At 74.0% G+C, this 18,350-nt stretch carries 17 protein-coding genes; 11 read left to right on the forward strand and 6 right to left on the reverse strand.

Going from position 1 to position 18,350, the window contains the following annotated elements; genetic code table 11:
* Position 1: 1 nt before the first annotated feature.
* The 6 genes from OG906_RS09055 to OG906_RS09080 all read left to right on the forward strand — a co-directional run bounded on the left by OG906_RS09055 (position 2) and on the right by OG906_RS09080 (position 8,766).
* On the forward strand, positions 2–1,459 hold the full coding sequence (locus tag OG906_RS09055) for a TRAFAC clade GTPase domain-containing protein (protein WP_329441601.1): 1,458 nt from the start codon (positions 2–4) through the stop codon (positions 1,457–1,459).
* Positions 1,456–4,116 carry a GTPase-associated protein 1-related protein gene (locus OG906_RS09060; protein WP_329441603.1) on the forward strand — a complete coding sequence of 887 codons (2,661 nt, stop codon included), beginning with the start codon at positions 1,456–1,458 and terminating at the stop codon, positions 4,114–4,116. Before OG906_RS09055 ends, OG906_RS09060 begins: the two co-directional genes overlap by 4 nt.
* A complete protein-coding gene (locus OG906_RS09065) occupies positions 4,113–5,693 on the forward strand; it encodes a TRAFAC clade GTPase domain-containing protein (RefSeq protein ID WP_329441605.1) in 1,581 nt (526 codons plus the stop codon). Before OG906_RS09060 ends, OG906_RS09065 begins: the two co-directional genes overlap by 4 nt.
* 156 nt (positions 5,694–5,849) lie before the next feature.
* The gene (locus OG906_RS09070) at positions 5,850–6,515 is read left to right on the forward strand and encodes a vWA domain-containing protein (protein ID WP_329447973.1); all 666 of its coding nucleotides are present in this window, start codon (positions 5,850–5,852) and stop codon (positions 6,513–6,515) included.
* Positions 6,516–6,550: 35 nt separating this feature from the next.
* On the forward strand, positions 6,551–7,441 hold the full coding sequence (locus OG906_RS09075; protein WP_329441607.1) for a protein phosphatase 2C domain-containing protein: 891 nt from the start codon (positions 6,551–6,553) through the stop codon (positions 7,439–7,441).
* On the forward strand, positions 7,438–8,766 hold the full coding sequence (locus OG906_RS09080) for a protein kinase domain-containing protein (protein WP_329441609.1): 1,329 nt from the start codon (positions 7,438–7,440) through the stop codon (positions 8,764–8,766). The genes OG906_RS09075 and OG906_RS09080 overlap by 4 nt, the downstream gene beginning before the upstream one ends.
* A 100-nt stretch (positions 8,767–8,866) precedes the next feature.
* On the opposite strand, the gene msrB is transcribed toward OG906_RS09080, so the two are convergent.
* The 4 genes from msrB to OG906_RS09100 form a co-directional block, all read right to left on the reverse strand.
* On the reverse strand, positions 8,867–9,274 hold the full coding sequence (gene msrB, locus OG906_RS09085) for a peptide-methionine (R)-S-oxide reductase MsrB (protein WP_329441611.1): 408 nt from the start codon (positions 9,272–9,274) through the stop codon (positions 8,867–8,869).
* 15 nt (positions 9,275–9,289) lie between these two features.
* Positions 9,290–10,684 carry a UDP-N-acetylmuramate--L-alanine ligase gene (gene murC, locus OG906_RS09090; RefSeq protein WP_329441613.1) on the reverse strand — a complete coding sequence of 465 codons (1,395 nt, stop codon included), beginning with the start codon at positions 10,682–10,684 and terminating at the stop codon, positions 9,290–9,292.
* 46 nt (positions 10,685–10,730) lie between these two features.
* Positions 10,731–11,198: an indole-3-glycerol phosphate synthase gene (locus OG906_RS09095; protein ID WP_267796884.1), complete on the reverse strand. Its 468-nt coding sequence runs from the start codon at positions 11,196–11,198 to the stop codon at positions 10,731–10,733.
* A 134-nt stretch (positions 11,199–11,332) separates the two neighbouring features.
* Positions 11,333–12,106 (reverse strand): pyrimidine reductase family protein, encoded by a 774-nt coding sequence (locus tag OG906_RS09100; RefSeq protein ID WP_329441616.1) that lies wholly within the window; start codon positions 12,104–12,106, stop codon positions 11,333–11,335.
* 36 nt (positions 12,107–12,142) lie between these two features.
* On the opposite strand from OG906_RS09100, the gene zapE reads away from it, so the two are divergent.
* The 5 genes from zapE (at position 12,143) to OG906_RS09125 (ending at position 17,318) form a co-directional block, all read left to right on the forward strand.
* Positions 12,143–13,252: a cell division protein ZapE gene (gene zapE / locus OG906_RS09105; RefSeq protein WP_329441618.1), complete on the forward strand. Its 1,110-nt coding sequence runs from the start codon at positions 12,143–12,145 to the stop codon at positions 13,250–13,252.
* Between the two features lie 92 nt (positions 13,253–13,344).
* A complete protein-coding gene (locus OG906_RS09110; protein WP_267796881.1) occupies positions 13,345–13,770 on the forward strand; it encodes an OsmC family protein in 426 nt (141 codons plus the stop codon).
* Between the two features lie 227 nt (positions 13,771–13,997).
* Positions 13,998–15,350: an alkaline phosphatase PhoX gene (locus OG906_RS09115; protein WP_267796880.1), complete on the forward strand. Its 1,353-nt coding sequence runs from the start codon at positions 13,998–14,000 to the stop codon at positions 15,348–15,350.
* A gap of 214 nt (positions 15,351–15,564) precedes the next feature.
* Positions 15,565–16,395: a PPK2 family polyphosphate kinase gene (locus tag OG906_RS09120; protein WP_329447974.1), complete on the forward strand. Its 831-nt coding sequence runs from the start codon at positions 15,565–15,567 to the stop codon at positions 16,393–16,395.
* A 23-nt stretch (positions 16,396–16,418) separates the two neighbouring features.
* Positions 16,419–17,318: a polysaccharide deacetylase family protein gene (locus OG906_RS09125; protein WP_329447975.1), complete on the forward strand. Its 900-nt coding sequence runs from the start codon at positions 16,419–16,421 to the stop codon at positions 17,316–17,318.
* Positions 17,319–17,400: 82 nt separating this feature from the next.
* Here the strand turns inward: OG906_RS09125 and OG906_RS09130 are convergent, their stop codons facing one another.
* Both OG906_RS09130 and OG906_RS09135 read right to left on the reverse strand, forming a co-directional pair.
* The gene (locus OG906_RS09130; protein ID WP_329441621.1) at positions 17,401–17,598 is read right to left on the reverse strand and encodes a hypothetical protein; all 198 of its coding nucleotides are present in this window, start codon (positions 17,596–17,598) and stop codon (positions 17,401–17,403) included.
* Positions 17,599–17,673: 75 nt separating this feature from the next.
* Entirely contained in the window at positions 17,674–18,348 is a 675-nt protein-coding gene (locus tag OG906_RS09135) for an AIM24 family protein (RefSeq protein WP_267796878.1), read from the reverse strand.
* Positions 18,349–18,350: the final 2 nt, after the last annotated feature.

Raw genomic sequence — 18,350 nt, forward strand, 5'->3', positions numbered from 1 at the left:
CATGACGTCCGTCGTCTGCCCCTACTGCTTCGACCGGTCGCCGGCGTCCCGGCTGGCCTTCCGCTGCCAGATGTCGGCCACCGGTGTACGCGGCGGGAAACCGTGCACCGCCGAACAGGACACGGTGTGGGCCGAGTTCGTGGGGCCCGGCGTGGCGCCGGGCCGCGCGGCCCGCGGCCCGGTCTTCGAGGCACCGCGCGACCTCGTCTCCCGGATCGCGGGCGCCGGCCCCGGCTCGCGCGCGTTCCGCGGCCGGCGCGGCTCGCGCGCGGACTGCCCGCACTGCGGGGTGTCCACCTCGGTCCGGGTGTGCCTGCGCTGCCACAGCGACTTCCCCGGCGACTACTGCGACCAGGACACCCGGATCATCGCCCTGCTCGGCCCGAAGGCCTCCGGCAAGAGCACGTACGTGTCGGTGCTGGTGAACGAGCTGCGCGGTCGGGTGGGCCGGGCGTACGGGGCCTCGCTCACCCCGATGGGCGGCGAGACGCAGCGCCGGGACCGTGACATGGCCGAGGACCTGTACGACCGGCTGCGGCTCCCGCAGGCCACCAGGCCGGTGGCGCTCGGCTTCAACGACCCGCTGCTCTACCGGCTGAGCCTGCCCCGGCCCCGCCGGATGCGCGCGGACGGCAGCCGGCACACGGCGCTGGTGTTCTTCGACGCGGCGGGCGAGGACCTCGCCGACGCCGAGGCGATGAACCGCTACACCAGCTACCTGGCGGCCGCCGACGGGATCATCGTGCTGGTCGACCCCCTGCAGAGTCGGGCCGTGCGCGACCGGCTGCCCAGGGACGCCGGCGCGGCGCTGCCCGCCCTGCACACCCCGCCGCAGCAGATCGCCGCCGACCTCGCGGCGCAGCTGCGGGCGCACGGTCGGGGCAGTACGGGCGGCCGGGTCACCACGCCGGTGGCCGTCGCCGTCACCAAGACGGACTCCCTGCTCCCGCTGCTGGACCCGCATTCGCCGCTGCTGCGCAACGGCGATCACTCGGGCGGCGCGGTCGACGAGAACGACCGGCTGGCGGTGCACGAGGAGGTCCGCGACCTGTTGGAGGGCTGGGACTCGGGGGCGTTGACGCGGCAGTTGGACCGGGACTTCGCCCGGTTCTCCCTGTTCGGGCTGTCGGCGCTCGGCTCGCCGCCGCCCGCGCACGCACCGGCGGACGCGCCGCGGTCGGGACCGCAGCCGTGGCGGGTGGAGGATCCCCTGCTGTGGCTGCTGGGGCTGGGCGGCCTGCTGCCCCGGCGCCAGGGCGGGACACGGGGCCGGGACGGGGCGCCGGGCGCCGGGGCGCCGGGCGCCGGGGCTTCGGGCGCGGGGCCTTCGGGCGCGGGTGCGGCGGGTGCGGGCGGGGCGTCGGGGGTCGGGGGTTCGGGTCCGGACGGGGCGAGCGCCTTCGACGGCGCGGCCCCGGCGGGCTCGGCGGGGTCGGCCGGCTCGGAGGCGGGCGCGTGAACCTCGTACAGCTCCACTACACCTCCGCCCCGCCCGGCCCCGACGGCTCCGGCTTCCGCTTCACCGCGGTCAGTCCGGGAGCGCCGGTGTCCCTGTTGCGCGAGGCGGAGCAGCTGATCGGGTACGAGCCGCCCCGTGACGCGCCCGACCGCCCCACCGAGGACCAACTCGCCTCCTTCCCGGAGGCGTTGAGCCTGAGCGTGCTGTCGGACGGCAGCCGGCTGTTGGCCCGCTCGGTGTACACGGGCGCGGACTACAGCGGCCGGTGGGGCAACTTCCACACCCACGCCGTGCACCTGCCGCAGCCCGCCGATTCCGGGCCGACCAAGGGGGCCCTGCCGATCACCTCCTGGGGTTCGCCGCAGTGGGCCTCGGACACCCCGCCGGGCGGCCCGCCCGCGCCGCTGGAGAAGGTCCCCGCGCCGGGCCGGTACGACGCGGCCGGGCTGGCGGAGTTCGTCGCCGCGCGCAGGCCCTGGCTGGCGGGCTTCTTCGCCGACGTGCGGCGCCTCGCGGAGGACCCGGCGGCCCCACAGGTGGTGCTGGTGGAGCGGGACAGCACGGCCGTGGCGCGTTGGATCATGCTGGCGTGCAGCGTGCTGCCGCACCAGCGGGGTCAGTGGCTGACCTTCACCACGTACACCCGGCGGCCCCTGCTCGCCCGGCACCGGATCATCGGCGTGCTGCCCGAGGACGGCGCGGGCCTGGGCGGGCAGGACCACCGGTACCGGTTGTACGACGGCACGCGCGCCCCCGACCAGGACGTGCGGCCGGGCACCGGCGCGGACGCGGGCACCGGTTCGGGGGACGTGTGGGCCGACACCGCCGCACGGGTGTGGCCGGCGGGCCGCCACGAACTGTTCGCGGAGGTACGCCGGTTGCCGCCGGGCCGGCCCTACGACGCGGGCCCGCTGGCGGCGCTGGCCCTGGCCGCCGGGATCACCCTGGACTCCGCGGGCCGGACGGCGGCGGCCGAGTGGGCCGCGGAGCATCGGGCGGCGCTGGACGAGGGGCGGCTGCACGCGCTGGCCGAGGCCCTGGCGCGGCCGGTCGGGGACCGGTCGCCGGCCGAGACCGCCGCCTGCGGGCGGCTGCTGGCGGCGTTGGACGGCCGGGGTCGGCCCGCCGCGTACGAGTCGCTGGTGGCGTTGGCGCTGACCGAGGCGGTCCGCGGCGCCGGTCCCCCGCCGCCGGTCGGCGTGCTGGGCGCGGCCACCCGTGGCCGGCTCGCCGCCGAACTGGGACCGGAACTGCGGGTGGCGTTGGCCGACCCGGAGCGCGAACCGGGTGAGCGGGCCGGGCTGTTGCGAGTGGCCGCCGCGATCGGGGTGGACGCCACCGAACTGTTGCCCGAGGTGGCGCGGAAGCTGGCGCTGGCCCTGCTCGCGGAGCCGGAGCGGGCGTACGGGGAGGGGGCGCGGGCCGCGCTGACGGAGCTGCCCGCGCTGCGGCACCTGCTCCTCAACCGGTTGAACGCCTTCGTGGTGGGCGATCCGGCGGCGGGGGTGCGGGTGTTCGCCCGGACCGGGTTGCGGCTGCGGGCGGCGGACCCGGTGCCGTACCTGCACATGTGCGCGGCGGCCCCCGAGGTGCCGGCCTCGGCGCCGGACCGGGTCGCGGCTCTGTACACCCTGGTGGAGCGGAGCGGATCCGGCATCTACGCCGACCCGTTGGTGCTGCGGACGGCGATGCGGCTGGTGTGGGACGGGGAGCCGCCGAGCGCGGCCGAGGCCGCGCTGCTGCTGTCGACGACCGGGGCCGCGCCGCACGTGGAGGCCGGCACCTGCGGGACGCTGGCGCAGGCCGCCGTGCGGGCGCCGGCCGACGACGCGGCGGCGGCGGAGCTGGCGGCGAAGCTGCTGGAACAGTTCCGGGCGGAGCTGCCCGAGCCGCTGCGGCCGTCGCTGCTGCTGCTGGAGCTGGCCCGGAACCTGCGGGCGGGCACGGCCGGACCCGGCTGGGTCCGGATGGCGCTGGACCTGCGGAGCCTGGACCCGGAACCGGGGCCGAGGGACCACGCGTACGCGGCGGTGGCACGGCGGCTGCTCGGCGACGACCGGACCGAGGGCGACCTGCGGGCGCTGATCGAGAGCAACGACGTCGAGCTGCTGGCCGCGTACCGGCGTCTGGCACGCGATCCGGCGGTCCTGGAACGGCTGCGGCGCTCCCCGCGCCGGCTGGCGGACTGTTTCACCGCCTGGTCCTCCCAGCCGCAGGCGGGCCCGGTCTGGCAGGAGGCCCGTACGGACCTGCTCGACCGGGTGCTGCGGCCCGTCGTGCGGGGGCTGGCTCCCGCGGAGTCGGCGGCGGTCGAGGAGGAGCTGAACCGGCTGGGGGGCCGCTGGGCCGAGGAGTTCCGCACCTGGCAGCGTCCGGGCGCGTTCGGCCGGCTGCGCGACCGGCTGAAGCCGTCCTCCCGGCGCCGGCGGCAGCCGCCCGGGCCCGCCGGCCCGGTGCCGTCGCCCGCACCCGACGTCCCCGCCCGTCCCGACGGGCCGGCGGGGGGCGACTGGGCGGGCGTCACCCCCCGGGCCGCGGGGTCGGCGGTCCCGGCCCGCCCGACCCGGCCGCCCGCGTCGGGCGGGCCGGTGCCTCCCGTCGGCCCCGGGGACGACGACGCCCCCGAGGACGGCCGGGCGGGGGGTGGGCCGGCGTGACGGGTTCCGTCCTGTGGTTCTTCCTCGTCGCGACCGGGGTGATCGGCGGCGCGGTGTGTCTGGGGTACGCGCTGTGGCAGTTCCTCGCCCTGGCGCTGCGCGACGCCGCGGCCGCCGCCTTCGGGCCGCGCACGCCCGGGGCGGTCGATCCCCGGCTCTTCGCGGCCCCGGGGGGCGAGCCCGCCCGGCCGGCCTACTGGGCCCGCCAGATGTGGTGGGACTCCCGGGCCGCCGTGAACGAGGCCGCGCTCACCGTCCGGTACCTCCTCGCCCGGCACTGGCTCTCCACCGTGATCCGCGACCGGCTGCTCCGGGGCCGGCACGGCGGGACCGACGAGCTCGCCGGCAGTGCCTTCGGCCGGCTCTTCTTCCGGCTGCTCGTGCCGGGCTACACCGTGGCCGCCGTCCTGTCGGCCGCGCTGTCCGCGGTGTTGCTGCTCGGCGTGGCCCTGGTCTTCGCCGTGCAGCTCGTCCTGGTCGCGCTCGTCGCGCTGGCCGGCGTACTGGCCGGACGGACCGCCGACGCGCTGTGGCGGCTGACCCGCGGCATCCGCATGACCTGCCCCTATCCCGACTGCTACCGGCCGTTCCCGCTCGCCGTGCACGTGTGCCCCGACTGCCGGGCGGCCCACCGCGAGCTGCGCCCCGGCCGGTTCGGCGCGCTGCGGCACGTCTGCCGGTGCGGCCGGGGACTGCCGACGACCGCCCTGACCGGGCGGCGGAAGCTGGCCACCCGCTGCCCGTACTGCGACCAGTCGCTCCCGGCGGCGATCGGCACCACCCGCGTGGTCCACCTGCCGCTGGTGGGCGGCACCTCCGCGGGCAAGACGATGCTGATGGCGGCGATGCTCGACGGGCTGCGGTCCTGGTCGTACGAGTCCGCGCTGACCGTGGAGTACGCCACGCCCGCCGACCGGCACGAGTCGCACACCCGTCTGGACGCGTCCGGTTGGGCCCTGAAGACCCAGGGCGGGCAGCCGCGCGCGCTGATGCTGCTGATCGGTCACGGCCGCCGCCGCCGACTGCTGTACCTGTACGACCCGATGGGCGAGTCCCTGCGCGACGCGGACGTCGTCCGCCGTCAGGGGTACCTCGCCCACGCGGACGGCGTGGTGCTGGTCGCGGACGTGCTGGCCTCGCCCGTCGTACGCCGCTCCCTGCGGGCGGGCGACCACCAGCTGGCGGCCGCCGCCCGGCCCGCCGACCTGGGCCCGGTGGAGACGTACTCGGGGGTCACCGGGGAACTCCAGGGTCTCGGTGGCCGGCGCGCGAGGCTGCCGGTCGCGACGGTGGTGACCAAACGGGACGTGCTGGACCGGCTGACCTCGCTGCCGCCGCCGACGCCCCCCGTCGAGGCCTGGCTCCGGGCGATCGGCCTGGACGACCTGGTCAGCTCGCTCGGGCACGACTTCGCGGCCGACCGGTACTGGGCGGTGAGCGCCCGTGCGGCGACGGGCGCGGGGGCCCTTCCTTCCGAGCAACGTCGCGCGGCGGAGCCCGTGTTGTGGCTGCTGTCCCGCACCGGGCTGCGCGTGGGCGCGCTCGTTCCGCGGGACGGGGGAGGTGGATCCGGGTGACGGTGACACCGCAGATCGTGCGGGGGCGGCGCTTGATGCTGGTCCTGCTCGGGGTGGCGGTCGCGGTGGTCGCGGTCGCCGCCGTCGTGATTCCTGTTCTTTGTCTCATGTGAGGTTCGAGGGAGGTATGTGGTGAGTGACATCCCCGGCGGGGCCATGGCGCACCGGCCCGTCCATTTCATCTGGCTGCTCGACTGCTCGTACTCGATGCAGGGCGAGAAGATCGGCCAGCTCAACTACGCCATCAGAGAGGCCGTTCCGGAGATGCGCGCGGTCGCGCAGGACAATCCGGCGGCCCAACTGATGCTGCGCACGATGACGTTCTCGACGACCGCCCGGTGGCACCACCAGGACCCGGTGCCCGTGGAACAGTTCACCTGGCAGGACGTCCAGGTCGACGGGATGACCAACCTGGGTGAGGCCCTGCACCTGGCGGCGCGCGAGCTGGAGACGCCGCCGATGCCGCAGCGGGCCCTGAAGCCGGTGCTGGCGCTGGTCTCCGACGGGGTTCCCACGGACGACTGGAAGTCGGGGCTGCGGGCCGTCGACGCGACCCCGTGGGGGCGCAAGGCGGTCCGGGTGGCCATCGCGATCGGCGCGGACGCCGACCGCACGGTGCTCCAGGAGTTCCTGGGGAACCCGGAGCTCCAGCCGCTGGACGCGAACAGTCCCAAGCAGCTCGCCGCCGCCATCCGGTGGGCCTCGACGGCCGCGGTGAAGGCGGCGTCGCAGCCGATGGCGGGGCCGGGGGACGTGACGTTGACCAAGCAGCCCCCGTTCGCCCCGCTGACGTTGGACGACGACGAAGGCGACGTATGGTGAGCGACCCCGCGCCCCCGGGGAGGCACGCGTCCCCCGTGCCCGCCGCGCAGCACTGGGAGACGTTCCGCGAGAGCGTCCAGGGCGCGCACAAGGCGCGCAACCAGGACTACTGCGAGGTCGAGGGGAACGGCAGCGCGCAGGAGCCGCTGATCATGGCGGTGGCCGACGGCCACGGCTCGGCGGTGCACGCGCGCAGCCATCAGGGTTCCCACTACGCGGTGGACCTCTTCGTCGCGGAGGCCCGGCTGTTCGGCCGGCTCGCCCACCCGCCGGGTGACGACCGTCCGCCGAGCCTGGCCTGGCTGATGCACTACGCGCAGCACACCTTCCCGCGCCAACTGGTCCACGCCTGGCGGGAGAAGGTGCTGGGCCACTGGGAGCGGCACCGCACCCACGAGGAGCCGGGGGTGTCGGAGGACGACAAGGTGCTGCTGTACGGGAGCACGTTCGTCGGCGCGGTCCTCACCCCCCGGGTCTTCGCGGCCTGGCAGCTCGGGGACGGCGAGCTGACGGTGATGTCCGGAGCCGGATCGGTGAGCGTGCCCCTCGCGCCCGCCGAGGCCGACCTGGGCGACGAGACGGAGTCGCTGTGCACGCCGCGCGCCTGGCTGCGGGTCCGCACGCACTGGGATCCGGTGACCGAACCGGCGCGGCTCCCCCTGCTGATCGCCTGCTCCACCGACGGGCTGTCCAAGAGCTTCACCGACGACCTGGGCTTTCGCCAGTTCATCGCGGGGCTGGAGGACCGGTTGGCGCAGGACGGCGCGTCCCGCGTGCGGGCCGACCTGCCGCAGTGGCTGGGCAAGGCCTCACGGCACTCCGGGGACGACACCACCCTGGTGGCCGCCTGGCATCCGACCGCCCCTCCGACGGCGCACCCGGCGCCGCACGACGTACCGACGGAACCGCACGGGAGTGATCGATGAGCGGCATGCTCGACAGCGGAACGTCGCTGACCACGGACAGCGGCACCGCCCTGGAGGTCTTCGACCTGCTCGGCTCGGGCGGCCAGGGGGAGGTGTACCGGGTGCGGACCCCGGCCGGGGACCAGGCGCTGAAGTGGTACTACCCGTCCTGCGCCACCCCGGAACAGCAGGCCATCGTGCGCCAGTTGGTGGAGCGGGACTTCGACGACGACCGGTTCCTGTGGCCGCGGGAGTTCGTCGCCGACCACCGGGGCGGCTTCGGTTACCTGATGGACGTCCGGCCCGAGCGGTTCAAGGGGCTGCCGCTGCTGTTCCGCCGGGCGCTGCGCACGACCCCCCGGGCCCTGCTCACCGCCTGCCTCTACACCGTCGAGGCGTACCAGGCGCTGCACTCGCGCGGGATCGCGTACCGGGACATCTCCTGGGGGAACATCTTCTTCGATCCGCTGACCGGGGACGTGCTGGTCTGCGACAACGACAACGCGGTGGTGGAGGGGGACAGCACCGGCATCTCGGGGACCATGGCGTTCATGGCTCCCGAACTGGTCCGCGGCGACCCCGGGGCCCGACCGGGGACGCAGAGCGATCTGCATTCCCTGTCGGTGCTGCTGTTCATGCTGCTGATGAACCATCATCCGCTGAAGGGCAAGCTGGAGTTGGAGATCCGCTGCCTGGACGAGGCCGCCGAGCGCAAGCTGTACGGGAAGCGGCCGCTGTTCGTCTTCGATCCGCGGGACGACGCCAACGCCCCGGACCCCGTCGAGCACGCGACGGTGCTCGCCACCTGGGCGGCGGCGCCGGCTTCCCTGCACGCCCTGTTCACGCGGAACTTCACCGTCGGTCTGGTCGATCCGGCGGCCCGGGTCCGGGAATCGGAGTGGCGGGACACCCTGCGGGCGGTGCTCGACTCGGTGGTGGAGTGCGCGCACTGCGGGCGCCAGAACATGACCGAGCCCCGGGGCGCCGTCGCGGGCGACTGCTGGAGCTGCGGGAACGCGCTGCTGCTGCCGCCCCGGCTGGTGCTGACCACTCCCCCGCCGCGCACCGAGCACCACATCCTGTTGCACCGGCACTCGCGGGTGCAGGCGCACCACCTGGCGCCGGAACCGTCCCGGCACGACTACGGGGACGGGACGTTGGTGGCCGAGCTGACCGAACACCCGCGGAAGCCGGGCCGGTTCGGGCTGGCGAACCGGTCGTCGGGGACCTGGACGGGCACCCGGGCCGACGGCGGTACGCAACAGATCGCCCCGGGCCAGACCGTTCCGCTGCGCTCCGGGCTGGAGTTGGACTTCGGCGGGGCGCGGGCCGTCGTACGCAAGTGAGCGCGGCCCGGGAGATCGGCCGGCGAACGACCGGGTGATCTCCCGGCCCGCCCGTGCCCGTGCCGTCACCGGGGTGTCGACACGGGCACGGGGTGGCGCGTCAGGACGCGTCGGGGCTCAGCCGCAGGGAGATGCTGTTGATGCAGTACCGCTGGTCGGTGGGGGTGGGGTACCCCTCGCCCTCGAAGACGTGGCCCAGGTGCGAGCCGCACTTCGCGCAGCGGACCTCGGTGCGGACCATGCCGTGCGCGGTGTCGGCGATCAGCTCGACCGCGTCGGTGTCCTTCGGGTCGAAGAAGGACGGCCAGCCGCAGTGCGACTCGAACTTCTCCGACGAGCGGAACAGCTCGGAGCCGCAGCCCCGGCAGGAGTAGACGCCTTCCGTCTTGGTGTCGGTGTACTCACCGCGGAAGGCGGGCTCGGTGCCGGCGAGGCGCAGCACCTGGTACTCGGACGGGGTCAGCTCCGCCTGCCACTGCTCGTCCGTCTTCTCGACCTCGTACGCCATGACGTTCCCGCTCCCTCAGTTCGACAGCCGGGCGAGGATCTGGGGACCCAGGTCCGTGACGTCGCCCGCGCCCATGGTGAGAACGAGATCACCGGGCTTCGCCATTCCCGCGATGACGTCGGCGACGGCCGCCTTGTCGTGCTCGGCGCTCACGTCGGCGCCCGCGGTGCGGGCGGCGGCGATGATCAGCTCGCTGGTGATGCCGGGGATCGGGTCCTCGCGGGCCGGGTAGATGTCCAGGACCACCGAGGCGTCGGCGAGGGCCAGGGCCCGGCCCATCTCCTTGCCGAGTTCCTGGGTGCGGGAGAAGAGGTGGGGCTGGAAGACCACCAGGATGCGGGAGTCCCCGGCGGCGCCGCGGATGGCTTCCAGGTCGGCGGTCATCTCCGTCGGGTGGTGCGCGTAGGAGTCGATGACCTGGACGCCGGCCTCCTCGCCCTTGAGCTGGAGGCGGCGCTTGACCCCGGTGTACTTGCCGAGGGCGGAGGCCAGGTTGTGGGCGGGGATGCCGAGCGCGACACCGGCGGCGAGGGCCGCGACGGCGTTGTGCGCGTAGTGGCGGCCGGGCACGGAGACGGTGAAGGTGAGCATCCGGCCGTCGACGACGACGGTGACCTCGCTGGTCAGGCCGCGCGGGGTGATCTTCGTGATCCGGACGTCGGCCTCGGGCTCCTCGCCGTAGGTGACGACGGTGAGGCCGTCCCGGTCGGCGACCCGGCGGGCGATCTCGGCGGCGCCCTCCTGGCCGTGGGCGATGACGAGGGTGCCACCGGGGACGATCTTGCCGACGAAGGTCTCGAAGGACTCGTGGATCTCCTCCATCGACGCGTAGTTCGCGTGGTGGTCGAGTTCCGCGTTGAGGATGATCGCGACCTGCGGGGTGTACTTGTGGAAGCTGCGGTCGCTCTCGTCCGCCTCGGCCACGAAGATGTCGCCCGCGCCGTGGTGGGCGTTGGAGCCGGGGACGTCGAGGTCGCCGCCGATGGCGTACGAGGGGTCCAGGCCCAGGGCCGAGAGGGACACCGCCAGCATCGAGGTGGTGGTGGTCTTGCCGTGCGTGCCGGCGACGGCGATCGCGCGCGGGCCGTCCATCAGGCCGGCGAGGGCGTCGGAGCGGTGCACGACGGGGATGCCCAGTTCGGCGGCGCGGACCAGCTCCGGGTTGTCGGCCCGGATGGCGCTGGAGACGACCACACAGGTGGAGTCGTCGGCGAGGTGCTCGGCGGCGTGCCCGATGTGGACCGTGGCGCCGTGGGCGCGCAGCGCCCGGGCGGTCTCGGAGTCACGGGAGTCGCTTCCGGCCACCTCGGCCCCGCGCTGGGCGAGGATCTTCGCGATGCCGGACATGCCGGCGCCGCCGATGCCGATGAAGTGGGGCCGTTCCATGGCGGTCGGCAGGCCGGGCTTCATTCAGGTCGCTCCAGGAATCGAGTACGAGAGGTGAACCGGGCCCAGCCTATTCGTTGTGGGCGAAGAGCTTGAGCACCGGAACACCGACCTTGTGCCGTGCGCGGGAGGCCCAGTCCCGGTGGAAGAACTCCTCGACGAAGTGCGGCGCGGTCAGGACGATCACCTCGTCGGCGTTCGTCTCCTCCACGACGGCCTTCAGCTTGTCCAGGGGGTGGGCACCGATGATCTGGCCGGTGGCGTTGGCCCCCTTGTGGCGCAGGGCGTTCAAGGAGTGCGCCAGGGCCTGCGCGGCGGGGCCCTGGGCGGCCTCCCCCTCGGGTTCCTCGCCCTCGTGGACGGCCTCGGGAAGTTCGCCGAGCGCGACGTCGTCGATGGCGCGGAGCAGGCGGTCCTGGTCACCCCGGGGTTGCATGAGGACGACGAAGGAGACCTGGTCGTCTCCGTGCAGGGTGGTGACGAAGTCCACGTCCACCGTGGTCAGCGGCTGCTCGATCATCAATACGCTCGTGAACACGGACGCCCTCTCCTTCATGGGCCGAGGCCGGTCGAGCCGGCCCCTGCGGAAACCATCCTGCCCCGCTGTCACACGGGGCCGCGCAGGTAGTGTGCCCAGCGGAAGCTAAGCGGAACGACAAATTCCGCCCCTTGTCAGATCCGACGGTAACTGGTGAAGAGGAACCCGGCCTCTTCCAGTACGCAGGCGGGCGCGAGCCGGTGCGGAACCGTGACGGAAGGCCCTCCGGAGATCCGCTGGGCGCCCCCCGCGGTCATCGTCGGGGAGATCGTCAGGCACAGCTCGTCCAGCACGTCGGCGGCCACGAACTGGCCCAGCAGCCTCGGCCCGCCCTCGGTCAGCTGGCGGCGCAGCCCCCGGGCCGCGAGCTCCCGCACCGCCCGGGCGGGGTCCACGGCGGACCCGTCGCCCGCCACCACGACCTCGGCCCCGGCCCGGGTGGCCTCCGCGACCCGCTCCGCGGGTGCCCCGGCACCGGTCAGCACCAGCGTGGGCACCAGGGGGGAGGTGAAGAGCGGCAGCGAGAAGTCCAGATCCATGGAGGCGGTGATCACCGCGATGGCGGCGGCCGGGCCCTGACCGGCGGCGCTGCGGCGGGCCGCGAACGCCTCGCGGGCGCGGGCGGGCCGGTACCCCTCCTGGCGAACCGTTTCCGCACCCACGACCACCACATCGGCCAGGGCCCGCAGGGTGCCGAAGATCCGCATGTCGGTCTCGCCCGAGATGGGCTGCGAGCGGCCGTCGTGCTGGGCGGCCCCGTCCAGAGTGGAGACCATGTTGGCCCGCAGCCAGTGGGCGCCGGCGTCGAGCGCCGGGTACGCGTACGCGTCCGCGAGCTCGTCGAACGACCATTCGCGGTCGCTCCGGGCTGCTGATGTCTGATCGGTCACAGGGAACAGGCGTCGCATCGGTGCAGTGTGGCACGCCCCGTAGAGTTAAGGGCTGTGTCCACCTCTGTCTCGACCTCTGGTTCCGCCGCCGCCGGGCAGCCGCCGATAGCCGACGAGGGGCCCCAGGCGCTGTGCGCCCGCGCCCCGCACGTGCCCGCCGAGCGGCTCGTCGCCGAGATGGTGCCGCCGCCGCGCTTCGACTCGGTGCGCTTCGAGACGTACGACCCGGACCCGACGCAGCCGAGCCAGTCCGAGGCCGTCACCGTCCTCGCCGGCTTCGCGGCCGGTCTGGGCGGGGCCCACGCGAGCGGCTCCGGCAAGCGGCGCTGGTTCGCGAAGAAGCCCGCCGCGCCCGCCGCCGCCCCGCGCGGGGTGTACCTCGACGGCGGCTACGGCGTCGGCAAGACCCACCTGCTCGCCTCCCTGTGGCACGCCACCCCCGCGGAACCGGCGCTGAAGGCCTTCGGCACCTTCGTGGAGCTGACCAACCTGGTCGGCGCCCTGGGCTTCCAGCAGACCGTGCGGACGCTGGGCGGGCACCGGCTCCTGTGCATCGACGAGTTCGAGCTCGACGACCCGGGCGACACCGTGCTGGTGTCCTCGCTGCTGAGCCGCCTGGTGGAGCAGGGCGTGGCGCTGGCCGCCACCTCCAACACGCTGCCCGGCAAGCTCGGCGAGGGCCGGTTCGCCGCCGCCGACTTCCTGCGGGAGATCCAGGGCCTGTCCTCGCACTTCCGGCCGCTGCGCATCGACGGCCAGGACTACCGGCACCGGGGCCTGCCCGAGGCGCCCGCGCCGTTCTCGGACGAGCAGGTCACCAAGGCGGCGTACGCGACCCCGGGCGCGAGCCTCGACGACTTCCCGGGGCTCCTGGACCACCTGGCGAAGGTGCACCCGAGCCGCTACGGGGCGCTCACGGACGGGGTATCGGCGGTCTGCCTGACCGACGTCGGCCCGATCCCCGACCAGTCGACGGCCCTGCGCCTGGTCGTCCTGGCCGACCGGCTGTACGACCGGGAGGTCCCCGTACTCGCCTCGGGACTGCCCTTCGACCGGCTGTTCAGTGAAGAAATGCTCAACGGCGGCTATCGGAAGAAGTACTTCCGGGCCATATCCCGGCTCACCGCCCTGGCGCGCGACGCGAAGCCACTGGTGGCCCAGTAGGTTGGGGAACGCCGGGCCCCCTCCCGTACGGATCGTCCAAGGATCGCGTGCGGGTCGGCCCGGTCGTTGCCACCTCTGCGAAGGGATCCATCATGGCCACCACGCGTACCGCCCACACCGACTGGCAGGGCAGCCTGCTCAAGGGCGCCGGCGTCGTCACCCTCGACTCCTCCGGTCAGGGCTCGTTCGACGTCTCCTGGCCCTCGCGCGCCGAGGCCGCGAACGGCAAGACCAGCCCGGAGGAGCTGATCGCGGCCGCGCACTCCAGCTGCTACTCGATGGCGCTCTCGCACGGCCTGGACGGCGCGGGCACTCCGCCCACCCGGGTGGAGACCAAGGCCGATGTGACGTTCCAGCCCGGTGAGGGCATCACCGGCATCCACCTGACGGTACGGGCCGAGGTCCCGGGTCTGGACGCCGAGGGCTTCGCCGCCGCGGCCGAGGACGCCAAGAAGAACTGCCCGGTCAGCCAGGCCCTGTCGGGTACGACGATCACCCTCTCCGCCGAGCTGCTCTGACACCGGCGTCCCGGGGCGCGGCCCGAGCGGGTCGCCCCCGGATCCCTCCGGCCGGAGCGCCCGGACCGACGCCGGTGACCGGGATGCGACGGGGGCCTCGACGGGACGGGACCGGGCACCCGGTGGGGTGACACCCCACCGGTGGGAGCCGCGTCGGGCGGATGCGGGGCGGGCCGCGTGGTACCACGGCCCGGTCACATGTCAGACGCCACCGCCGGGAGTTGCCGATGTCCGTCACCCGCCGCAGCCTGCTCACCGCCGGCGGCATCGGCATCGCCTTCGGCGGATCCCTCGGCGCGCTGTTCGCCGGGGCGGCCGGCGCGGAGCCGGTGACCCGGGGGTACGGCCCGCTGGTGCCCGACCCCCGCCGGCTGCTCGATCTGCCCGCCGGGTTCTCGTACCGGGTCCTCTCGCGCGCCGGCGACCCGCTCCGTTCCGGCGAGGGCCCCGTCCCCGCCAACTGCGACGGCATGGCCGCCTTCGCGGCGGGCCCCGGCGGAGCCGTCCGCCTGGTGCGCAACCACGAGAACCGGACCACCGCCGCGCTCCGGGTCCCCGCCGTCGAGGGGCTGACCTACGATCCCCGGGCGCTCGGCGGCTGCACCGTCCTGGAGCTCGACCGCACCGGCCGGGTGACCGCCGAACGCGTCGCCCTCGCCGGCACCGCCGTCAACTGCGCGGGGGGCCGCACCCCCTGGAACACCTGGCTCAGCTGCGAGGAGACCGAGGACCGGGCCGGCACCGCCGGGTACACCGAGGACCACGGCTTCGTCTTCGAGGTGGACCCCGTCGACCCGCTCCGCTCGGGCGCGGTCCCCCTGACCGCGCTGGGCCGCTTCGCGCACGAGGCCGTCGCCGTGGACCCGTACACCGGGGTGGTCTACGAGACCGAGGACGCCTTCGTCCGACCCTTCGGGCTGTTCTACCGCTTCCTGCCCGCCCGCCCCCTCGCCGGCCCCGGGTCCCTGCGGGCCGGCGGGACCCTGGAGGCCCTGCGGGTCCGGGGGCTCCCGGACCTGGCCGTGGTGGACGAGCCCGGGGCCGAGTTCCCCGTCGAGTGGGTGCCCGTTCCGGATCCCTCGGCGGCCGACACCCCCATCCGCCTCCAGGACTTCGGGCGGGGCGGGATCACCCACGCCCAGAAGCTGGAGGGCTGTTACTGGGGCGGCAGCGGCGTCCACTTCGTGTCCAGCTACGCCCGCTCCGGCGAGGGCGCCGGAGCCGACCACCACGGGCAGGTCTGGTTCTACGACCCGCTGCGGGCCCGGCTCCGGCTCGACGTGCTCTTCGGACCGGCCTCCGACGTGGAACTGCCCGGGGACTCCCCCGACAACATCTGCCTGGCGCCGGACGGCGGCCTGATGGTGTGCGAGGACGGCGGCGGCGCCCAGTACGTGTTCGGCGTGACCCTCGGCGGGGAGGTCTACCCGATGGCCCGCAACGCCGACGACATCGGAGGGCCCGGCGCCCCGGCGTGGGGGGAGTTCGCCGGGGTCACCTTCTCCCCCGACCGGCGGACGATGTACGTCAACGCCTATGACCCGGGGACCACGTTCGCGGTGACCGGCCCCTGGCACTGAGCCGCCGACCTCGCATCGCGAGCGCGTTCGATGTGTTGCACCATCGGACGGAGCCGACGCGATTGGGGTAGAGGTGGCCAGGAAGCGCAACACGCCCGAAGCCGAGGACGAGAACGGGACCAGGGGCAAGGAGAAGGACAAGAAGAAGGGCAAGGGGAAGAGCCGGGGGAAGGGCGGGCGCGGGGACGGGGCGGGGGCGCGGAGCGTCCCGCTCCTGCGGGAGGCCCTGCGGGTTCCCGCGGGCGAGCGGCTCGACCTCCGCCGCTTCGACCCCGCCGGCACCCCGGTCGGTCCCACCGGCAAGGCGGCCGGTCGGGAGGCGATCGCCCGGATGGCCGAGCCGCTGGCCTCCCTGCAGGAGCGGCTGTACGCGTCGTCCACCGCCGGGGACCGCCGGCGGGTGCTGCTCGTGCTCCAAGGCATGGACACCAGCGGCAAGGGCGGCACGGTCAAGCACGTGATCGGCCAGTTCAACCCGTCCGGCTGCCGGATCAGGGCGTTCAAGGCGCCGACACCCGAGGAGCTGGGCCACCCGTTCCTGTGGCGCGTCACCAAGGCCCTCCCGGCGCCGGGCGAGATCGGGATCTTCGACCGCTCGCACTACGAGGACGTCCTGATCGCCCGGGTCCGCGAGCTCGTGCCGCGCAGCCAACTGGGCCGCCGGTACGCCCAGATCAACCGGTTCGAGGAGTCCCTGGCGGAGGACGGGGTGACCGTGGTGAAGGTGTTCCTCCACATCGGTTACGAGGAGCAGCGCAAGCGGCTCCTGGCGCGTCTCGACGATCCGGACAAGCACTGGAAGTTCAACCGGGGCGACATCGAGGAGCGCCTCCTGTGGCGCGAGTACCGGCACGCCTACGAACTGGCCCTGGAGCGCTGCTCCACGGACGCCGCGCCGTGGTTCGTCGTCCCCGCCGACCGCAAGTGGTACCGCGACTGGGCGATCAGCACCCTGCTGCTGGAGCACCTGGAGGGCTTGGCGCCCCGGTACCCGAAGGGTGACTTCGACGTGGACGAGTGCCGCAAACGACTACTTGCCACATAGTCATATATTTTGCTCATGTGACCATTTCAGTCTCAGTGCGCACCGTCGCGGCCGTGACCGCCCTCGGTGCCGCCCTCGCAGGATGCGCGGGCGGCACCGGCACGTCGCAGGCCGGCGGCGAGGCCCGTATGGGCACCCGTGCGGCATCGACCCCCGCGTCCCCCTCCCCCTCTCCCGGAACCCCGGGCTCCTCGGCGGCGCCGCGGCCCGGCGCGCCCGGCAAGGCCCCGACCATCGCCCCCGGCCCCAACGGCCTGACCCCGGTCTTCGAACGGGCGAGGCGGCAGACCGACAAGACGGTGGCGTTGACCTTCGACGCCGACATGACCTCCGATCAGGGGCCGCGCGCCGCCTCGGGGGAACGGTTCGACAACCCCGAGCTGATCTCCACCCTGCGCACCCTCAAGGTGCCCTCGACGATCTTCATGACGGGGCGCTGGGCCGAGGAGTACCCGGACCAGGCGAAGGCGATCGGCACCGACCCGAACTTCGAGATCGCGAACCACTCGTACAGCCACCACGCCTTCAAGTCCCCCTGCTACGGACTGCCCACCCTCGACGGCGCCGCCGCCCGGGCCGACGTGGACCGGGCCTTCGCCGCCTTCCGCACGGCGGGCGCGGTGAACACCGTCCCGTACTTCCGCTTCCCCGGAGGCTGTTACGACGACCAGGCGCTGCGGGCCATCGCCACCGCCAGGGTGACGGCCGTCCAGTGGGACGTGGTCAGCGGGGACGCCTTCGCCAAGGACCCCGACGCGGTGGCCGAGCAGGTGCTCGCCGGGGTCAAGCCCGGCTCCGTGGTGGTCATGCACTGCACGCGCAGCGCCGCACCCGTCACCGAGGAGGCCATCCACACGATCGTCCCGGAGCTGCGCAAGCGCGGCTACCGCTTCGTGAAGGTGTCCGAGCTCATCGGGAAGTGAGCGGGCCACGAGCGGGCAGCGGACGCGGGACCCCGGTGCGCGAACCGGGTACGGGGTCCGCGTACGGGACCCGGGTACGGGGTCAGCCCGAGCAGGCGGTGCGCTGCGCCTCCTGCCACTCGCACACCGGGCACAGCACCACGCCCGGGGTCGCGACCCCGTACTCGGTGGGCTCGCCGCACTCCAGGCAGTCCGCGTAGGGAGGTCCGGCCACCACGACGGACTCGGCGGGCGCGGCCGGGGCGGGACAGTACGAGGTCTCCTGCTGGGGCTGGTCCATGACTCCGAGCGTACTCAGCCGCGCCGCGCGGCGACGTGGCGGGCCACCGCGCCGGCCGCGACGTCGCCGTCCGTCTCAATGGCCCGAGGTCGCCTCGGTGACCTCGCTCGGGCGGACGATGACGAAGCCCTCGCCGCTGAGCTTGAGTTGGACGGCCTCGCCGGAGCCGCCGCGGATCATCGACCCCACGGACTGGGAACGGTGCAGTCCGGTGTCCAGGGAAGCGCTCCAGCCGACGACCGCGTCCGTGTCGACGAACACCGGGGCCTGGGCGGTGACCGGGATGATGATCGGGTTGCCGTCGCAGACGACGGCGAGCTTGCCGGTGCCGGTGAAGAGGCTGTTGAAGAGGCCGCCGCCGGTCATGCCCGCGCCCTTGACCATCTTGATCTCGTAGGACAGGCCGGGGTCGAAGCACAGGACGTTGCGGCCGTTGATGGTGAGCGCGTCGCCGGGCTCGAAGTCGATGATGAAGCAGTTGCCGGCCTGGTGGGCGAACCATGCCTCGCCCTGGCCGCGTACGGACATCAGCGCGAGGCCCTCGCCGGTGACGGCGCGCTTGAGCATGCCACCTATGCCCTGGCCCTTGCGCTCGAACTGGAGGTTGCCGCGGAAGGCGACCATCGAGCCCTGGCGGGCGAGCATCTCGCCGTTGACGGCGTACTTGACGGATTTGGCGTTCTGCAGGGTCATGCCGGGGGCGGCTGCGGGCTGGACCAGGTTCTCGGACGCGAAAAGATCACTCTTCATGC

The organism is Streptomyces sp. NBC_01426, from assembly GCF_036231985.1.
Classification (GTDB): domain Bacteria; phylum Actinomycetota; class Actinomycetes; order Streptomycetales; family Streptomycetaceae; genus Streptomyces.